Genomic DNA, 14322 nt, shown 5'->3' on the forward strand with positions numbered 1-14322 from the left:
TCGGAAAGCCGATTTTTACCAATCGCAGGCTTGGCTTGCGGCTTGGAATGCTATCGCTAAAAAGTGATGATTAGAATTCAAAAAGCCAGCTTTAAACTCCGGTATGTAGTTGCTGGCTTTGGCCTTGAGGAAAATTATGGGAGACGTAGTTCAGTTTAAACGCCCCAAACCATCGCACTTGCATAAAGGCAATACCTTGTGCCGTAGTGGCTTTCATAAATGGGAAGTGTCAAGCGAAAAGCAGTTCGATGTGAAGCAGGGGAAGCTAGTTACTGTTTATCGGTGTAAACGGTGTGGGAAGATAAAATCCAAAGCGCTTTAGCGGCGATTGCCGCTAAAGCGCTTTTTTACATAGGGAAGGGGTAAAACATTACCTCGGCAGTTCCGATGCTCCCATCAGGAACTCATCTACTGCTTTGGCAGCTTGCCTGCCTTCACGTATCGCCCAAACTACCAGCGATTGTCCGCGTCGTCCGTCACCCGCAGCAAATACTTTATCCACCGAGGTGCGATACTGCTTATCGTTGGCTTTGATGTTATTGCGCTCCAGTTCAACGCCCAGCTCTTTTAACAAGCCTTCGTGTACTGGGTGAACGAAACCCATCGCTAAAAACACGATGTCCGCGTCCAGCGTGAAAGCGCTATCCGGTTTGTCGCTCATTTTCCACTGCCCGCCTTCTTGCTTCCACTCAACTTCTACCGCGTTCAGGTGAGTTATTTTGCCGTCTTTGCCGGTAACGCTTTGAGTGTTGACGCTAAAGTAACGTTGTTTGATGCCTTCATCATGTGAAGATGTGGTGCGCAGCTTGTTGGGCCACAGCGGCCAAGTGAGCAATTTGTTCTCTTTTTCAGGCGGTTGCGGCAAGATTTCGAGTTGCACGACGGATGCAGCGCCTTGACGAATCGATGTGCCGATACAATCGGAACCGGTATCGCCGCCGCCGATGACTACGACGCGTTTATCCGTCGCGGTAATGACGTCATCCTCGGCTATGAAGTCGCCCGCGTTGCGTTTGTTTTGTTGGCGCAAAAAATCCATTGCGTAATAAACGCCTTGATATTCATTGCGTCCGGGGACTTCCAGATCACGCGGTTTTTCAGAACCTACCGCCAAAACCACAGCGTCGTATTCGGCAAGCAATTTTTGTGCAGGAATATCGGTGCCGATATGGCTGTTTGGCCTAAACCTGACACCTTCGGCTTGCATTTGTGCAATACGTCGGTCGATTAAGTGTTTTTCCATTTTGAAATCGGGAATGCCGTAACGCAATAAGCCGCCGATACGGTCGTTCTTTTCATAGACCACAACTTCATGTCCGGCGCGCGCCAATTGCTGTGCGCAAGCCAATCCCGAAGGTCCTGAACCAATTACCGCGACGCGTTTGCCGGTGCGTTTTTCCGGGATTTGCGGTTTTACCCAGCCCATTGCCCAGCCTTTATCGATAATCGCGCATTCTATCGATTTAATTGTTACGGGCTGATCTTGCAAATTAAGCGTACAAGCCGCTTCGCAGGGTGCAGGACAGATGCGTCCGGTAAATTCGGGAAAGTTGTTGGTGCTGTGCAAAACATCCAGCGCTTGCTGCCAATCTTCTCGGTAAACGCCATCATTCCAATCCGGGATAATGTTGTTGACAGGACAGGCTTGGTGGCAAAAAGGGATGCCGCAATCCATACATCTTGAACCCTGCTCCGCCATTTCGGCATCGCTGGGGGATAACGTAAATTCGCGATAATGCTGGATACGATCACTCGGCGAAGCATAGTGCCGTTCAGTGCGCGGTAGTTCCATAAACCCGGTTGGTTTACCCATTTTTAATACCTTCTACTTAAATAGTGTCACAACGTTGCGGTCGCAGATGCTTCGCCTACAGGATGTAGGCGAGGGGCGTTAGCAGGACGCGGTAGCTTGTTCAGCCTGAATTTGTTTGAGTGCTTCGCGGTAATCGACCGGCATGACTTTAACAAACAGCGGTAAATAATCCTGCCAGTTATCTAAAATGTGTTGCGCTCTGGCACTGTTGGTATAACGCTTATGGTTTTCAATTAAATGCTTCAAGCGTTGCGCATCATGACGGTTCATATCGGACATGATGTGGACTCTGCCATGCGTTTCCAGGTCGCCGCCTTGGTGTGCGATGGTTTCCAGCGTGTCGTCTTCTTCCGGAATGGGCTCGAGTTCGACCATTGCCATGTTGCAACGTTTTTCAAAACTGCGGTCTTCATCCAGCACATAAGCCACACCGCCCGACATGCCCGCCGCAAAATTGCGGCCGGTTTGCCCGAGTACGACCACGACGCCGCCGGTCATGTATTCGCAGCCATGGTCGCCCACGCCTTCGATAACGGCAAGCGCGCCTGAATTGCGCACCGCAAAACGCTCACCCGCGACACCGCTGAAATAACATTCGCCGCTGATCGCGCCGTATAACACAGTGTTGCCGACGATAATGTTCTCGGCAGGCGTAATCGGGCAGTCTTTAGGCTGGTAAATGGCGATACGTCCGCCGCTCATGCCTTTGCCGACATAATCGTTGCCTTCGCCTTCAAGCTCGATGCTGATGCCTTGCGCCAAAAACGCGCCGAAACTTTGACCGGCGGTGCCTTTGACACGAATCGCAATAGTGTCGTCAGGCAAGCCTTTGTGTCCGTAACGTTTAGCTACTTCGCCGGACAACATCGCGCCGAAAGTGCGGTTAATGTTACGGATCGACGTATCGATGACCACCGGCTGACCGTTTAGCAGCGCAGGTTGAGCTGCCGCAATCAAGGTGTGATCCAGTGCCTGATCCAAACCGTGATCCTGGCGTTCGGTGTTATAAACAGCAGTAGCGCCGTCAATTTCGGGTTTATAGAAAACCCGGCTGAAATCCAGTCCCTGTGTTTTCCAATGGTTGAGCGAGCGCTGCATGTCCAGCTTGTCCGAGCGTCCGATCATTTCATTAACGGTGCGGAAACCCAGTTTCGCCATCCACTGACGTACATCTTCCGCAACCATGAAGAAATAATTGACCACATGCTCGGGTTGTCCGGTAAAACGTTTACGCAGTTCAGGGTCTTGCGTCGCAACACCGACCGGACAGGTATTCAAATGACATTTGCGCATCATTAAACAACCTGACACGATCAATGGCGCAGTGGCAAAACCGAACTCATCCGCGCCTAATAATGCGCCGATGACAACGTCCCGGCCTGTGCGCAAACCGCCATCGACTTGGACTGCTATGCGTCCGCGTAGCTTGTTGAGCACCAATGTTTGATGAGTTTCGGCAAGGCCGATTTCCCACGGTAAACCGGCGTGTTTGATCGAAGTCATCGGGCTTGCGCCGGTGCCGCCGTCATAGCCGGAAATGGTCACATGATCGGCATGGGCTTTTGAAACACCCGCCGCAACTGTGCCCACGCCGACTTCCGATACCAGTTTGACGCTGATTCGTGCTTCGGGATTGACGTTTTTCAAGTCGTGGATCAGCTGCGCCAAATCTTCAATCGAATAAATGTCATGGTGCGGCGGCGGTGAAATCAAGCCTACGCCGCGCGTCGAATGACGTACTCTGGCAATAACCGCATCGACTTTATGTCCGGGCAGCTGCCCGCCTTCGCCGGGTTTTGCGCCTTGGCTGATTTTGATTTGAATGTCGTCGGCATTGATCAAATATTCGGTAGTCACTCCAAAACGGCCGGATGCAACTTGTTTAATTGCTGAGCGCATCGAATCGCCATTCGGCAACGGCTTGAAGCGTTCAGGAAGTTCTCCGCCTTCACCGGTGTTGGATTTGCCGCCGATGCGGTTCATCGCAATAGCCAGGGTGGTATGTGCTTCGTAAGAAATCGAGCCGAACGACATCGCTCCGGTTGCAAAACGTTTAACAATCTCCGCTGCTGATTCCACTTCGTCTAACGGTATAGGCGCCGCATCTTCCTTAAATGACATCAATCCGCGCAAGGTCAGCAATGCCTCGTTTTGCTCGTCGATCAATCGACAAAACTCGGAGTATTTCTCATAGCTGTTGCTGCGTGTAGCGTGTTGTAAAGTGCTGATAGTTGCAGGCGTCCAGGTATGTGCTTCGCCGCGTAGACGGTATGCGTATTCTCCGCCGATATCCAGCGCATCGCGATATAATGGCGCAGTGCCAAAAGCAATCCGGTGACGGCGAGTGGTTTCTTCGCTGATTTCCGCTAAACCCGCACCTTCGACAGTGCTGGTTGTGCCGGTAAAATAACGGTCCAGAAAGGGTTCCGACAAACCGATAGCATTAAAGATTTGCGCGCCGCAATAAGACTGATAAGTCGAAATGCCCATTTTGGACATGACTTTAAGCAGGCCTTTGGAGATTGCTTTGATATAGCGTTTATGCGCTTCATACTCACTAAGGTCTGCGATATCTTCGCATAGTCCTGAGAGAGTATCGAACGCCAAATAAGGGTTAACCGCTTCCGCACCATAAGCTGCCAACAGAGCAAAATGGTGAACTTCGCGAGCTTCGCCGGTTTCAACAACCAAGCCTACCTTAGTACGCAGGCCTTCGCGAGTCAGGTAGTGATGCACCGCAGAAGTTGCCAACAGCGCAGGAATAGCGATATGCGCAATATCAAGGTCACGGTCGGACAAGGCAAGAATATTGTTGCCTTCTTCAACCGCCTGTTTTGCTGCTAGGCAAAGTTTATCAAGCGCCGCTTCCATGCCGCTAGCTCCCAAATCGGACGGATAGCACAGCGTCAGGGTTTTAGTCTTAAATACGCCGCCGGTACGCGTTTCGATGCGACGGATTTTTTCCAAATCCTGATTGGTCAAAATAGGCTGTTCCACTTCCAGGCGCATGTGGGTGCCGCCTTCGTCCAGGCCCAATAAATTGGGGCGCGGACCGATCAGTGAAACCAAAGACATGACCAATTCTTCGCGGATCGGGTCGATAGCCGGGTTGGTTACTTGGGCAAAGCCTTGCTTGAAATAATCGTACAGCATACGCGAACGTTGCGATAACACCGCCAACGCCGCATCGATGCCCATTGAACTGATCGGTTCCTGTCCGGTTTGTGCAATCGGTTTCAGGATGAATTCAATATCTTCGCGGGTATAACCGAATGCTTGTTGTCTATCCAAAAGAGTATGTGCATCCGGCGCCATTGCCGAAATTTCGGGTGGCAGTTCGGAAAGCAATATTTGCGTTTTGGCTAGCCATTCGGAATAAGGATGGCATGCCGACAAGTTAGTTTTTAATTCAGCGTCATCAATAATGCGGCCTTGTTCTGTGTCGATCAGCAGCATTTTGCCCGGCTGCAAACGCCATTTTTTGATGATCTTGTGTTGGGGAACTTCCAATACGCCCATTTCCGATGCCATGATCACGAAATCGTCATCGGTGACCAGATAACGCGCAGGACGCAAGCCGTTGCGATCCAGGGTTGCGCCGATTTGACGGCCATCGGTGAAAGCTATGGCCGCAGGGCCATCCCAAGGTTCCATCAGGGCGGCGTTATATTCATAAAACGCGCGTAGTTTTTCATCCATTAACACGTTGCCGGCCCATGCTTCGGGAATCAGCAACATCATTGCGTGGGCCAATGAATAGCCGCCCGCTACCAATAATTCAAGTGCATTGTCGAAACACGCGGAATCCGATTGCGCTTCGTCAATCAACGGCCACAATTTATGCATGTCGTCGCCCAATACTTTGGACGCGATGGAATGGCGGCGTGCCGCCATGCCGTTAACATTGCCGCGCAAGGTGTTGATCTCGCCATTATGAGCGATCAGGCGGAAAGGATGCGCCAGATCCCAAGTTGGGAAAGTGTTGGTGGAAAAACGCTGATGAACTAACGCTAGCGCGCTGACCATGCGTTCATCGTTCAAGTCGGCATAAAACGATCCGACCTGATCCGCCAGTAGCATGCCTTTATAGACTATGGTGCGTGACGATAAAGATGGAATGTAAAAAGCGTGGCCATGATCCAGTTTCAAATCGCGGACAGCGTTTTCAACTTGTTTGCGAATCACAAACAGCTTGCGTTCGAAAGCGTCTTGATCGGGGCAATCTGCACCGCGTGCAATAAAAATCTGCCGTATGAAAGGTTCGACCAGCTTAACTGTCTCGCCTAAAGACTGATTGTCGACAGGTACATCGCGCCAACCTAGCAAGACGGCTTTTTCTCGCGCAATGATGTCGGTTAACAGTTTTTCGCAAGTAGCCCGATTGGCCGCATCGCGAGGGAAAAATACCATGCCAGCCGCATAATCTCCGGCAGCAGGAAGAGAAATGCTTAATTTGTCGCATTCCGCACGCAAAAAAGTATCGGGCATTTGAAGCAAAATGCCTGCGCCATCGCCTGCATGGATGTCAGCACCGACCGCGCCACGGTGGGTCAAGTTTTTAAGTAATTCCAGACCCTGACGTACGATTTCATGGCTTTTTTGACCCTTTATATGAACGATAAACCCCACGCCGCAAGCGTCGTGTTCGTTGCGTGGATCATATAAACCCTGTCTGGTCGGTAGCGTGCTTTGACTCATTGTCACCTCTAAAAAATATTACAAAAGGGTTGCTATACTCTAACTTAGGAACCCTCGTTGCGTACCGGTTCCGACGCTTGCATCGGAGGCCACGGTATGGCAAAACCAGTTAATTATACGGATGACAGGCGATTCTGTCACGCAGTCTTTTGTCGTGTATGTTGTTCAACTGTCGCTTTTTGCTATGTCGGTAATAGAGGTATTTTGCTTACTGTTTAAATAGATGTGGTATCTTTCCGTTTTATTTCCATTAAATGTTTGGCCGACTTTTGTAAACGTGCTTGATTTTTTAAGAGTCATTACAATAATTAAATGGACTCGCGTTAGTATGACTGGTTAATTATGAAAGAAAATTTTGATGTTGTAATTGTGGGGGGCGGCATGGTTGGAGCGGCTGTTGCCTGTAGTATCGGTGGGGGTGCATTGAAAGTGGCGGTGATTGAAAGTGCGCCACCGGAAGCTTTTTCTTCCGATCAGCCGCATGATTTAAGGGTGTCTGCGCTCAGTATTGCGTCAAAAAATATACTTGAAACCGTGGGCGCCTGGGCTGGTGTTGTCAATCGCAGGCTATGCCCGTTTCGCAGGATGCGGGTTTGGGAAACAGCGGGCGACACTGAGTTTTGCAGCGATGACATTAATTATCCCGAATTGGGCTATATCGTTGAAAACCGAGTGACTCAATTGGCGTTATTGGACCGTTTACAGGATTTTGCCAATGTCGAGCTGATGTGTCCATCCACAATCAATAAAATCAACTATGCGGTTGGAAAACAGCCCGAAGTGGAGCTTGGCGACGGCCGGGTTTTGTCGGCCAAAGTGTTGGTTGCGGCAGATGGCGGCCAGTCCAGAGTCAGGCAAACCGTAGGCTTGGGCGTAACCAGTTGGGATTATCAGCAGCATGCGTTGGTGATTTATATTGAAACCGATTACGGGCAGCAGGATATAACTTGGCAGCGCTTTGTGCCAAGCGGGCCTCAGGCGTTTTTGCCGTTAACCGGGCATTACGGTTCAATAGTTTGGTATAACTCGCCGGATGAGGTATCTCGGTTGAAAGCATTATCAAATGAAGATTTATTGCGAGAATTAACAACAACTTTTCCCGATTGTTTGGGGAAGGTTAACGCGGTTTTAGGTACGGCAAGTTTTCCGTTGAAGCGCCAGCATGCGCAAAGCTATGTTAAACCCGGCGTGGTTCTGGTCGGAGATGCTGCGCACATGATTAATCCGTTGGCGGGGCAGGGCGTTAATATCGGCTTATTGGATGCAGCTGCATTGGCCGAGGTGCTGATTGAGGCTGAAAATCAAGGCCTTGATCTGGGCGATGTGAGAGTTTTAAGGCGTTATGAGAAAATGCGCCGCAATGAAAATCTGAAAATGATGACAGTCATGGATGTTTTTTACCGAGTGTTCAGCAATCAGGTGTTGCCGGTCAAGTTTTTACGCAACTTGGGGTTGGGTTTGGCTGAGCGAATTTTGCCCGCCAAAAATAAAGTGATGCGCAGCGCCATGGGTTTAGACGGTAACTTGCCCAAGCTGGCACGAAATGAGCCGATCATTTAAAAATGCCAATGCTATCAATAAATATTTCTATATATTATTGAGAATACTATGAAATCAGGTTTGGCATAATTTGGTTTACGAAGCCTTGTAGCAGCATTGGGTTGCATTGGAATGATTATTTTTTTAGACTAGAATTTTAAATAATTTTGATAGTGAACGTGGGCGGCATGGAAAGAAGATTTTATAAAAGGATTCCAGTGCAAGTCTTTGCTATTGTCACTACCGAAGATGGTGTGCGCATTAAAGTGGCAGCGGTAGACATATCCAGTGGCGGGCTAGGTATCGAGTGTAATACTAAACAACGCAATATGATTACGCCGGGAGGAAGTTTTATTCGCGAAGGCAGACCGGTATCTGTGCTTGTTGACCTAAATCTGTCTGATCAGGATGGATTGTCATCCAAAATAGAAGCCCGATGCCATGTGGTTTTTTCGCGGCGCATATCAAGCGATCAATGCAAAATTGGACTCCGTTATGCCGATATTGAAAATAACAGTCATCAATGGCTTGTTCAGTTTATTGAGAAAACGTTGGCATCTGACCAACGGATAAGTATGGAGTGCGGAGGCAACTAAAGTTACTTTATAGTCGGTTAAATCGGCCATTAAGCTTATTCGACAAGTCGGGAAGCCAGCTCAGAACCGCGTATAGTGCGTATGCCTATATATCAACAGCCACTGTAGTGCGCTGTGCTCAATAAATTACTCCCAGCAATGCTCAATCCTCCACTCTACGTCAGCAAATTAACCAGTATCTGTTCATAAATATTGGACAAAACCTCCAAGTCTTCTACGCCGATATGTTCGTTGATTTTATGGATGCTTTCATTCAATGGACCAAGTTCGATAACCTGTGCTCCGGTCGGAGCGATAAAGCGTCCGTCCGAGGTGCCGCCACCGGTATCGTCAACAGTTTCAAAGCCGGTAATAGTTTTGATCGCGGCATGGGCGGCATCGATTAATGCACCCGGTTCAGTCAGGAATGGATTGCCGGACAAACGCCATTCGAGTTCATATTTAAAATCGTATTTGTCCAAGATCGCGCGGGTGCGTTGTTTGATGGTTTCCTCATCCAGTTCGGTGCAAAAACGCAGGTTGAACTGCACATTTACGCAGCCGGGAATTATGTTTTCCGCGCCGGTTCCAGCATTGATATTAGAAACTTGCAAGCTGGTCGGTGGGAAAAATTCGTTACCGTGATCCCATACTTCTTCGGTCAGGTCTTTTAAAGCCGGGGAGAAACTGTGTATCGGGTTATCGGCAAGTTCAGGGTAAGCGACGTGACCTTGTATGCCCGCGATGGTTAGTTTTGCGCATAAAGAACCGCGCCGGCCGACTCGAATCACATCGCCGATTTTTTTATCGCTGGACGGCTCGCCTACCAGACACCAGTCTATTTTCTCGTTACGCTGTTCCAATACCTCGACGACTTTGACTACGCCGTTAGTAGCAATGCCTTCTTCGTCGCTGGTCATCATGACTGCGATAGAGCCTTTGTGATTAGGGTGCTTGGCAATAAAACGCTCGACGGCGGTGATAAAGCAGGCGATGCCGCCTTTCATGTCGGCAGTGCCGCGGCCGTAAAGCTTGCCGTCACGAATTGTCGGTTCAAATGGTGGTGAAATCCAGGCATCCAAAGGGCCAGTAGGTACCACGTCGGTGTGACCCAGGAAAGTAAACAGCGGCTTAGCATCGCCGCGTCTAAGCCAGATGTTTTGGGTGTCTTCAAAGTCCAGGCGTTCTTCCTTGAATCCCTGTTTGGCCAAGCGTGCGGCCAGCACATCTTGGCAGCCTGCGTCTTTTGGGGTGACCGACTCGCGGCTGATAAGGTCTTTAAGAAGTTCCAGTGTATCGGTCATAGCAATTCGGATTGGTAGCTCTCTACTTTATAGCCCATGATTAGTCTGCCGCCGGTATCTAAAACCGGGCGTTTAATCAGGGTAGGGGTGGTCAGCATCAGTTGCATGGCTTTTTCTAACGTCAGGTCGCTTTGCTGCTCGGCACTGAGCTGCCGCCAACTGGTACTGCTGCGGTTAAGCAGTTTGTTCCAGTCTAAATGCTCGGCAAAATGATGTAGCAGCTCGGGCGTTAAGCCGTCAATTCTAAAATCGTGGAATCGATAAGCTATACCATTTTGATCCAGCCAAATGCGCGCTTTTTTGACGGTATCGCAGTTTTTTATTCCGTAAAGCGTGTACATGGTTTTTTACAATTGACTGTTCAGTAATTCGTCAATGCTGGGTAATTGTTTGTCGGTTTTGCAGCGGTTCTTGTAAAGATCGACAAATTCCATAAAGGCTTGTTCCAGATCAGCCAGGATTTCTTCTTCATTCTCGCGCTCATCATCGGGAACGTCGGGCGAATCCAAATATTCATGTTGCAGGGCGACCTCACTGTTTAAAGCAAGCGTGGCGTAAATAATGGCATTGTTTGATATGTTTTCGCTCATAGTATGGACCGTAGTTGAGTTATTAAAGGAATAGAGAGAACTGCTATCTGTCCTGTTCTCTAAAACGAATGGTAAGACCTTGTAAGAAATTTCTTAAAACTTGATCGCCGCATTCACGGTGATGTTTATGGCTTTTTTGCCTGAAAAAAGAGCTGAGTTCGCCTTTGGATAGTTCAAAGTCAGCCAGTTTTAAAGTGCTCAGCATGTCTTCTTCTTTAAATTCCAGAGCGATTCTTAATTTTTTGAGAATGATATTATTAGTTAACGGTTCCGGTTTTTTTACTTGCGCGGGCGGATTCTCCTGTCTGCCTCTTCTATAGATAATCAGACCGTCTAGAAATTGTTCCAGCAACTTATTATTAAGCGGAACGTAATCGGCTTCATTATCTTTTTTGAGTAACTTAAGTAGCTCATCTCGACTTATCTCTACGCTGCTTAATGCAAAGATCTCGATCATGGTCGGGTCTTTTAGCTCTAAAGCATAACGTACCCGGCGTAATACATCGTTGTTAATCATGATTTGTTAGTATGGGTTGTGTCGGTTGGGATGGCGGAAGGAATACCTGGAGCATCCGCGAGATGAATAGGCGAAAGGTGCATAACCAGAACAATTATGCACCCAACACATTTAATCTCTCAACAACTCATTAATGCCAGTTTTACTGCGGGTCTTTTCATCAACCTGTTTGATGATAACCGCACAGTATAGGCTGTACTTGCCGTCCGATGAAGGCAGGTTGCCGGCAACGACAACCGAACCAGCCGGGATGCGGCCGTAGGTGATTTCGCTGGTCATACGATTGTAGATTTTGGTACTTTGACCGATGTAAACGCCCATTGAAATGACCGAACCTTCTTCAACGACAACACCTTCGACGATTTCCGAACGTGCGCCGATAAAGCAATTGTCTTCAATGATCGTTGGACCGGCTTGCAGCGGTTCCAAAACGCCGCCGATACCAACGCCGCCGGAAAGATGCACATTCTTGCCGATTTGCGCGCAAGAGCCGACGCTGGCCCAAGTATCAACCATCGTACCGCTGTCGACATAACCGCCGATGTTAACGAATGACGGCATCAAGATAGCGCCGGGTGCAACATAAGCACCGTGACGGACAACGGCGTTAGGCACGACGCGCACGCCGGATTGGGCAAAATCTTCAGGTGAATAAGTGCTGAATTTTGCCTCAACCTTATCGTAATAACGGGTGTTGCCGCCTTCCATGACCCGGTTTTCGTTGATTCTGAACGACAGCAATACGGCTTTTTTTAACCATTGGTTAACGACCCACTCGCCGCTGTTTTTTTCAGCAACACGGGCTTTGCCACTGTCCAATAAGTTAATCGCTTCTTCAACGGCTGAACGCACTTCCGCAGAAACGTTGGCAGGTGAGATATTGGCACGGTTTTCAAAGGCTTCGTTAATAATGTTTTCTAATTGTGACATGGTTTTTCTTATAAAGAGTTAAGGAAATTTTTTATGCGTTGCGCGGCGTCTATACATTCATCTAATGGCGCAACCAGCGCGATTCTAACGTGGTTAAGACCGGGATTGATCCCATCAAAATCACGGGATAAAAAACTGCCGGGCAGCACGGTGATGTTTTGTTGAGCGAATAGCTGCTGTGCGAATTCGGTATCAGAAATCCCCCTCAGTCCCTCTTTTTCAAAGGGGGAAGCCGAAGTCTGGGGGATTTTCAACCAGATATAGAAACTGGCCGGAGGCTTGATAACAGTGCAAACATCGTCAAGAATATCGATAAACGCCGCGAATTTTTCACGGTATAAACGGCGGTTTTCGGCAACATGTTGTTCATCCTGCCAAGCCTGGATGCTCGCATGTTGGGTAGGCAAAGGCATCGCGCAGCCGTGATAAGTCCGGTATTGAAAATAGTGCTTCAATAGTTCTGCGTCGCCCGCGACAAAACCGGACCGTAAACCCGGCGCATTGGAGCGCTTGGACAAGCTGTGGAAAATAACGCAGCGCTTAAACGCGGTGTTGCCCATGTTATAAGCCGTTTGCAATAAACCCGGCGGCGGGTTGGTTTCGTCGTCGTAGATTTCGGTGTAGCACTCGTCGGAGGCAATCACAAAATCGTGCTTTTCTGCCAGATTTAGAAGCTTCTCATGGCTGGCCTGATTGATGACGGAACCGGTCGGGTTGCCGGGCGAGCAAATGTAAATCAACTGGCAGCGTTGCCATATTTCATCCGGCACTGCATCAAAATCCGGCAAATAGCCGAAGTCTTCCAGTGTGTTCAGATAATAAGGCTCGGCTCCTGCCAGCAACGCGGCACCTTCGTAAATCTGATAAAACGGGTTCGGCATGATCACGACGGGTTTGGCGCCAGTCGGATTAATAAGGCACTGGGCAAACGAAAACAATGCTTCGCGCGTGCCGTTAACCGGTAGAACCTGAGTTTCAGCATTAACCACATCAGCCGGAATCTGGAAACGACGGCTGATCCAGTCGGCTATCGACCGCCTGAGTTCCGGTATGCCTTTAGTAGTCGGATAGTTAGCTAAACCATGCAAATGGGTTAACAGCGTTTCCTGAATTAAATGCGGCGTGGCATGAGTTGGTTCGCCCATAGACAGGGCGATATGCGATTTATCTATGGGTGGGGTAATGCCTTGTTTAAGTGTCGCCAGTTTCTCAAACGGGTAGGGGTGTAAATGCTTTAAATTAGGGGTCATCAATTAGTTACAATGCGGTTGTTTACCCATAGACTGAGCTTGCTGAAATAGTTGCATGGCTTGCGGCATATGCCTTTCCAGGTCCTGTATGCGCGTTGCAGGCGAAGGGTGAGTGGACATGAATTCTATAGGCTGTTGGCCTTGCGATGCCTGTTCCATTTTTTGCCACAAGCCGATACTTTGTCTTGGGTCAAAGCCGGCTTTCGCCATTAAATCGACGCCGATCGTGTCGGCTTCGCTTTCATGGGTGCGGCTGTAAGGCATCAGTATGCCGTATTGTGCTCCGACGCCCAACAGGCCTAGCGCTGTTTGCCCAAGGGCAGTTTGCGGTGCGCTGACCGCTTGAATGATACTCATGCCCGAGCTAACCGCCAGCTCTTGCGATGCGCGCTCATTACTATGTTTGGCCAGGACGTGACCGACTTCATGGCCGATGACTGCGGCTAATTGGTCCTGATTGTCGGCCAGTGCGAGCATTCCGGTATGCACGCCGATTTTATTGCCAGGCAACGCAAAAGCGTTAGGCGTGGCGTCTTCAAAAACCACAACTTCCCAACTGCCGCCGGTTTCCCGGGTAATCGCCCCGGCAATGCAGCTTGCCAGCTGATTGTATTTACTGTTAGTGCTGATAGGTTTTTCTTTTTTTAAATTATCGAAAGCCTGTAAGCCCATTTGATTGATTTGCGCATCAGGCATGAAGACAAGTTGGCTTCTGCCTGTAGGACTAGTGACGCAGGCGCTTAATAGATAGGTAACCAGAATTGGAAATATTTTTTTGCACATAAAAAATGACCTCTAGTTGCTATTTAGACAGAGGCCATTTTAACGTAACTTTTTGCCTGAGGTTTAAAAATGTAACTTCCCATTAAAATATAAAGCTTGTCACCACGAACGACTGCATGGACAGGAAATGATCCAATCATTTCTCTGCATTTCCCACATCCCTGTGGGTCATGCAGGAGGTAGAGCACCAACAGTAGGCGCTTTAGGGAAGCACTGAACAAATCGCATTTTTTCCCTATTTGCCAGACAAGCTGATTTTTTTCGAAAATCGCCGCTTTGCAGGATCTAATAAATAGCATTTTTAACCGTTTTTCCCGATTTTT

12 protein-coding genes are annotated in these 14322 nt (G+C 48.9%); 2 read left to right on the forward strand and 10 right to left on the reverse strand.

Translation table 11 applies throughout. The features are described 5' to 3' along the window. Positions 1–370: 370 nt before the first annotated feature. Positions 371–1813: a glutamate synthase subunit beta gene (locus EPO18_RS14790; protein ID WP_292434501.1), complete on the reverse strand. Its 1443-nt coding sequence runs from the start codon at positions 1811–1813 to the stop codon at positions 371–373. A gap of 78 nt (positions 1814–1891) precedes the next feature. Further along, positions 1892–6511 carry a glutamate synthase large subunit gene (gene gltB / locus EPO18_RS14795; RefSeq protein WP_292434506.1) on the reverse strand — a complete coding sequence of 1540 codons (4620 nt, stop codon included), beginning with the start codon at positions 6509–6511 and terminating at the stop codon, positions 1892–1894. A 342-nt stretch (positions 6512–6853) separates the two neighbouring features. On the opposite strand from gltB, the gene EPO18_RS14800 reads away from it, so the two are divergent. Together EPO18_RS14800 and EPO18_RS14805 are read left to right on the forward strand one after the other, a co-directional pair. Further along, a complete protein-coding gene (locus EPO18_RS14800) occupies positions 6854–8071 on the forward strand; it encodes a UbiH/UbiF/VisC/COQ6 family ubiquinone biosynthesis hydroxylase (protein WP_292434508.1) in 1218 nt (405 codons plus the stop codon). A 167-nt stretch (positions 8072–8238) separates the two neighbouring features. Then, positions 8239–8646, forward strand: a complete 408-nt coding sequence (locus EPO18_RS14805; protein WP_292434509.1) for a PilZ domain-containing protein — start codon at positions 8239–8241, stop codon at positions 8644–8646. Between the two features lie 155 nt (positions 8647–8801). Here the strand turns inward: EPO18_RS14805 and dapE are convergent, their stop codons facing one another. The 8 genes from dapE to EPO18_RS14845 all read right to left on the reverse strand — a co-directional run. Beyond that, the gene (gene dapE / locus EPO18_RS14810; RefSeq protein WP_292434511.1) at positions 8802–9929 is read right to left on the reverse strand and encodes a succinyl-diaminopimelate desuccinylase; all 1128 of its coding nucleotides are present in this window, start codon (positions 9927–9929) and stop codon (positions 8802–8804) included. Next, entirely contained in the window at positions 9926–10270 is a 345-nt protein-coding gene (locus EPO18_RS14815; protein WP_292434513.1) for an ArsC family reductase, read from the reverse strand. Before EPO18_RS14815 ends, dapE begins: the two co-directional genes overlap by 4 nt. A gap of 6 nt (positions 10271–10276) precedes the next feature. Further along, positions 10277–10519 (reverse strand): hypothetical protein, encoded by a 243-nt coding sequence (locus EPO18_RS14820; protein WP_292434515.1) that lies wholly within the window; start codon positions 10517–10519, stop codon positions 10277–10279. A gap of 43 nt (positions 10520–10562) precedes the next feature. After that, on the reverse strand, positions 10563–11036 hold the full coding sequence (locus EPO18_RS14825; protein WP_292434516.1) for a YehS family protein: 474 nt from the start codon (positions 11034–11036) through the stop codon (positions 10563–10565). A gap of 111 nt (positions 11037–11147) precedes the next feature. Continuing rightward, positions 11148–11966: a 2,3,4,5-tetrahydropyridine-2,6-dicarboxylate N-succinyltransferase gene (dapD, locus tag EPO18_RS14830; protein ID WP_292434519.1), complete on the reverse strand. Its 819-nt coding sequence runs from the start codon at positions 11964–11966 to the stop codon at positions 11148–11150. 8 nt (positions 11967–11974) lie between these two features. Further along, on the reverse strand, positions 11975–13216 hold the full coding sequence (dapC, locus tag EPO18_RS14835) for a succinyldiaminopimelate transaminase (protein ID WP_292434520.1): 1242 nt from the start codon (positions 13214–13216) through the stop codon (positions 11975–11977). A gap of 3 nt (positions 13217–13219) precedes the next feature. Next, positions 13220–13999 (reverse strand): M48 family metallopeptidase, encoded by a 780-nt coding sequence (locus EPO18_RS14840; protein ID WP_292434522.1) that lies wholly within the window; start codon positions 13997–13999, stop codon positions 13220–13222. Positions 14000–14022: 23 nt separating this feature from the next. Next, a partial coding sequence (locus EPO18_RS14845) for a hypothetical protein (RefSeq protein ID WP_292434523.1) occupies positions 14023–14322 on the reverse strand: 300 nt, incomplete at its 5' end.

It is taken from the genome of Methylobacter sp. (assembly GCF_004322395.1).
In the GTDB taxonomy this organism is placed as follows: domain Bacteria; phylum Pseudomonadota; class Gammaproteobacteria; order Methylococcales; family Methylomonadaceae; genus Methylobacter_A.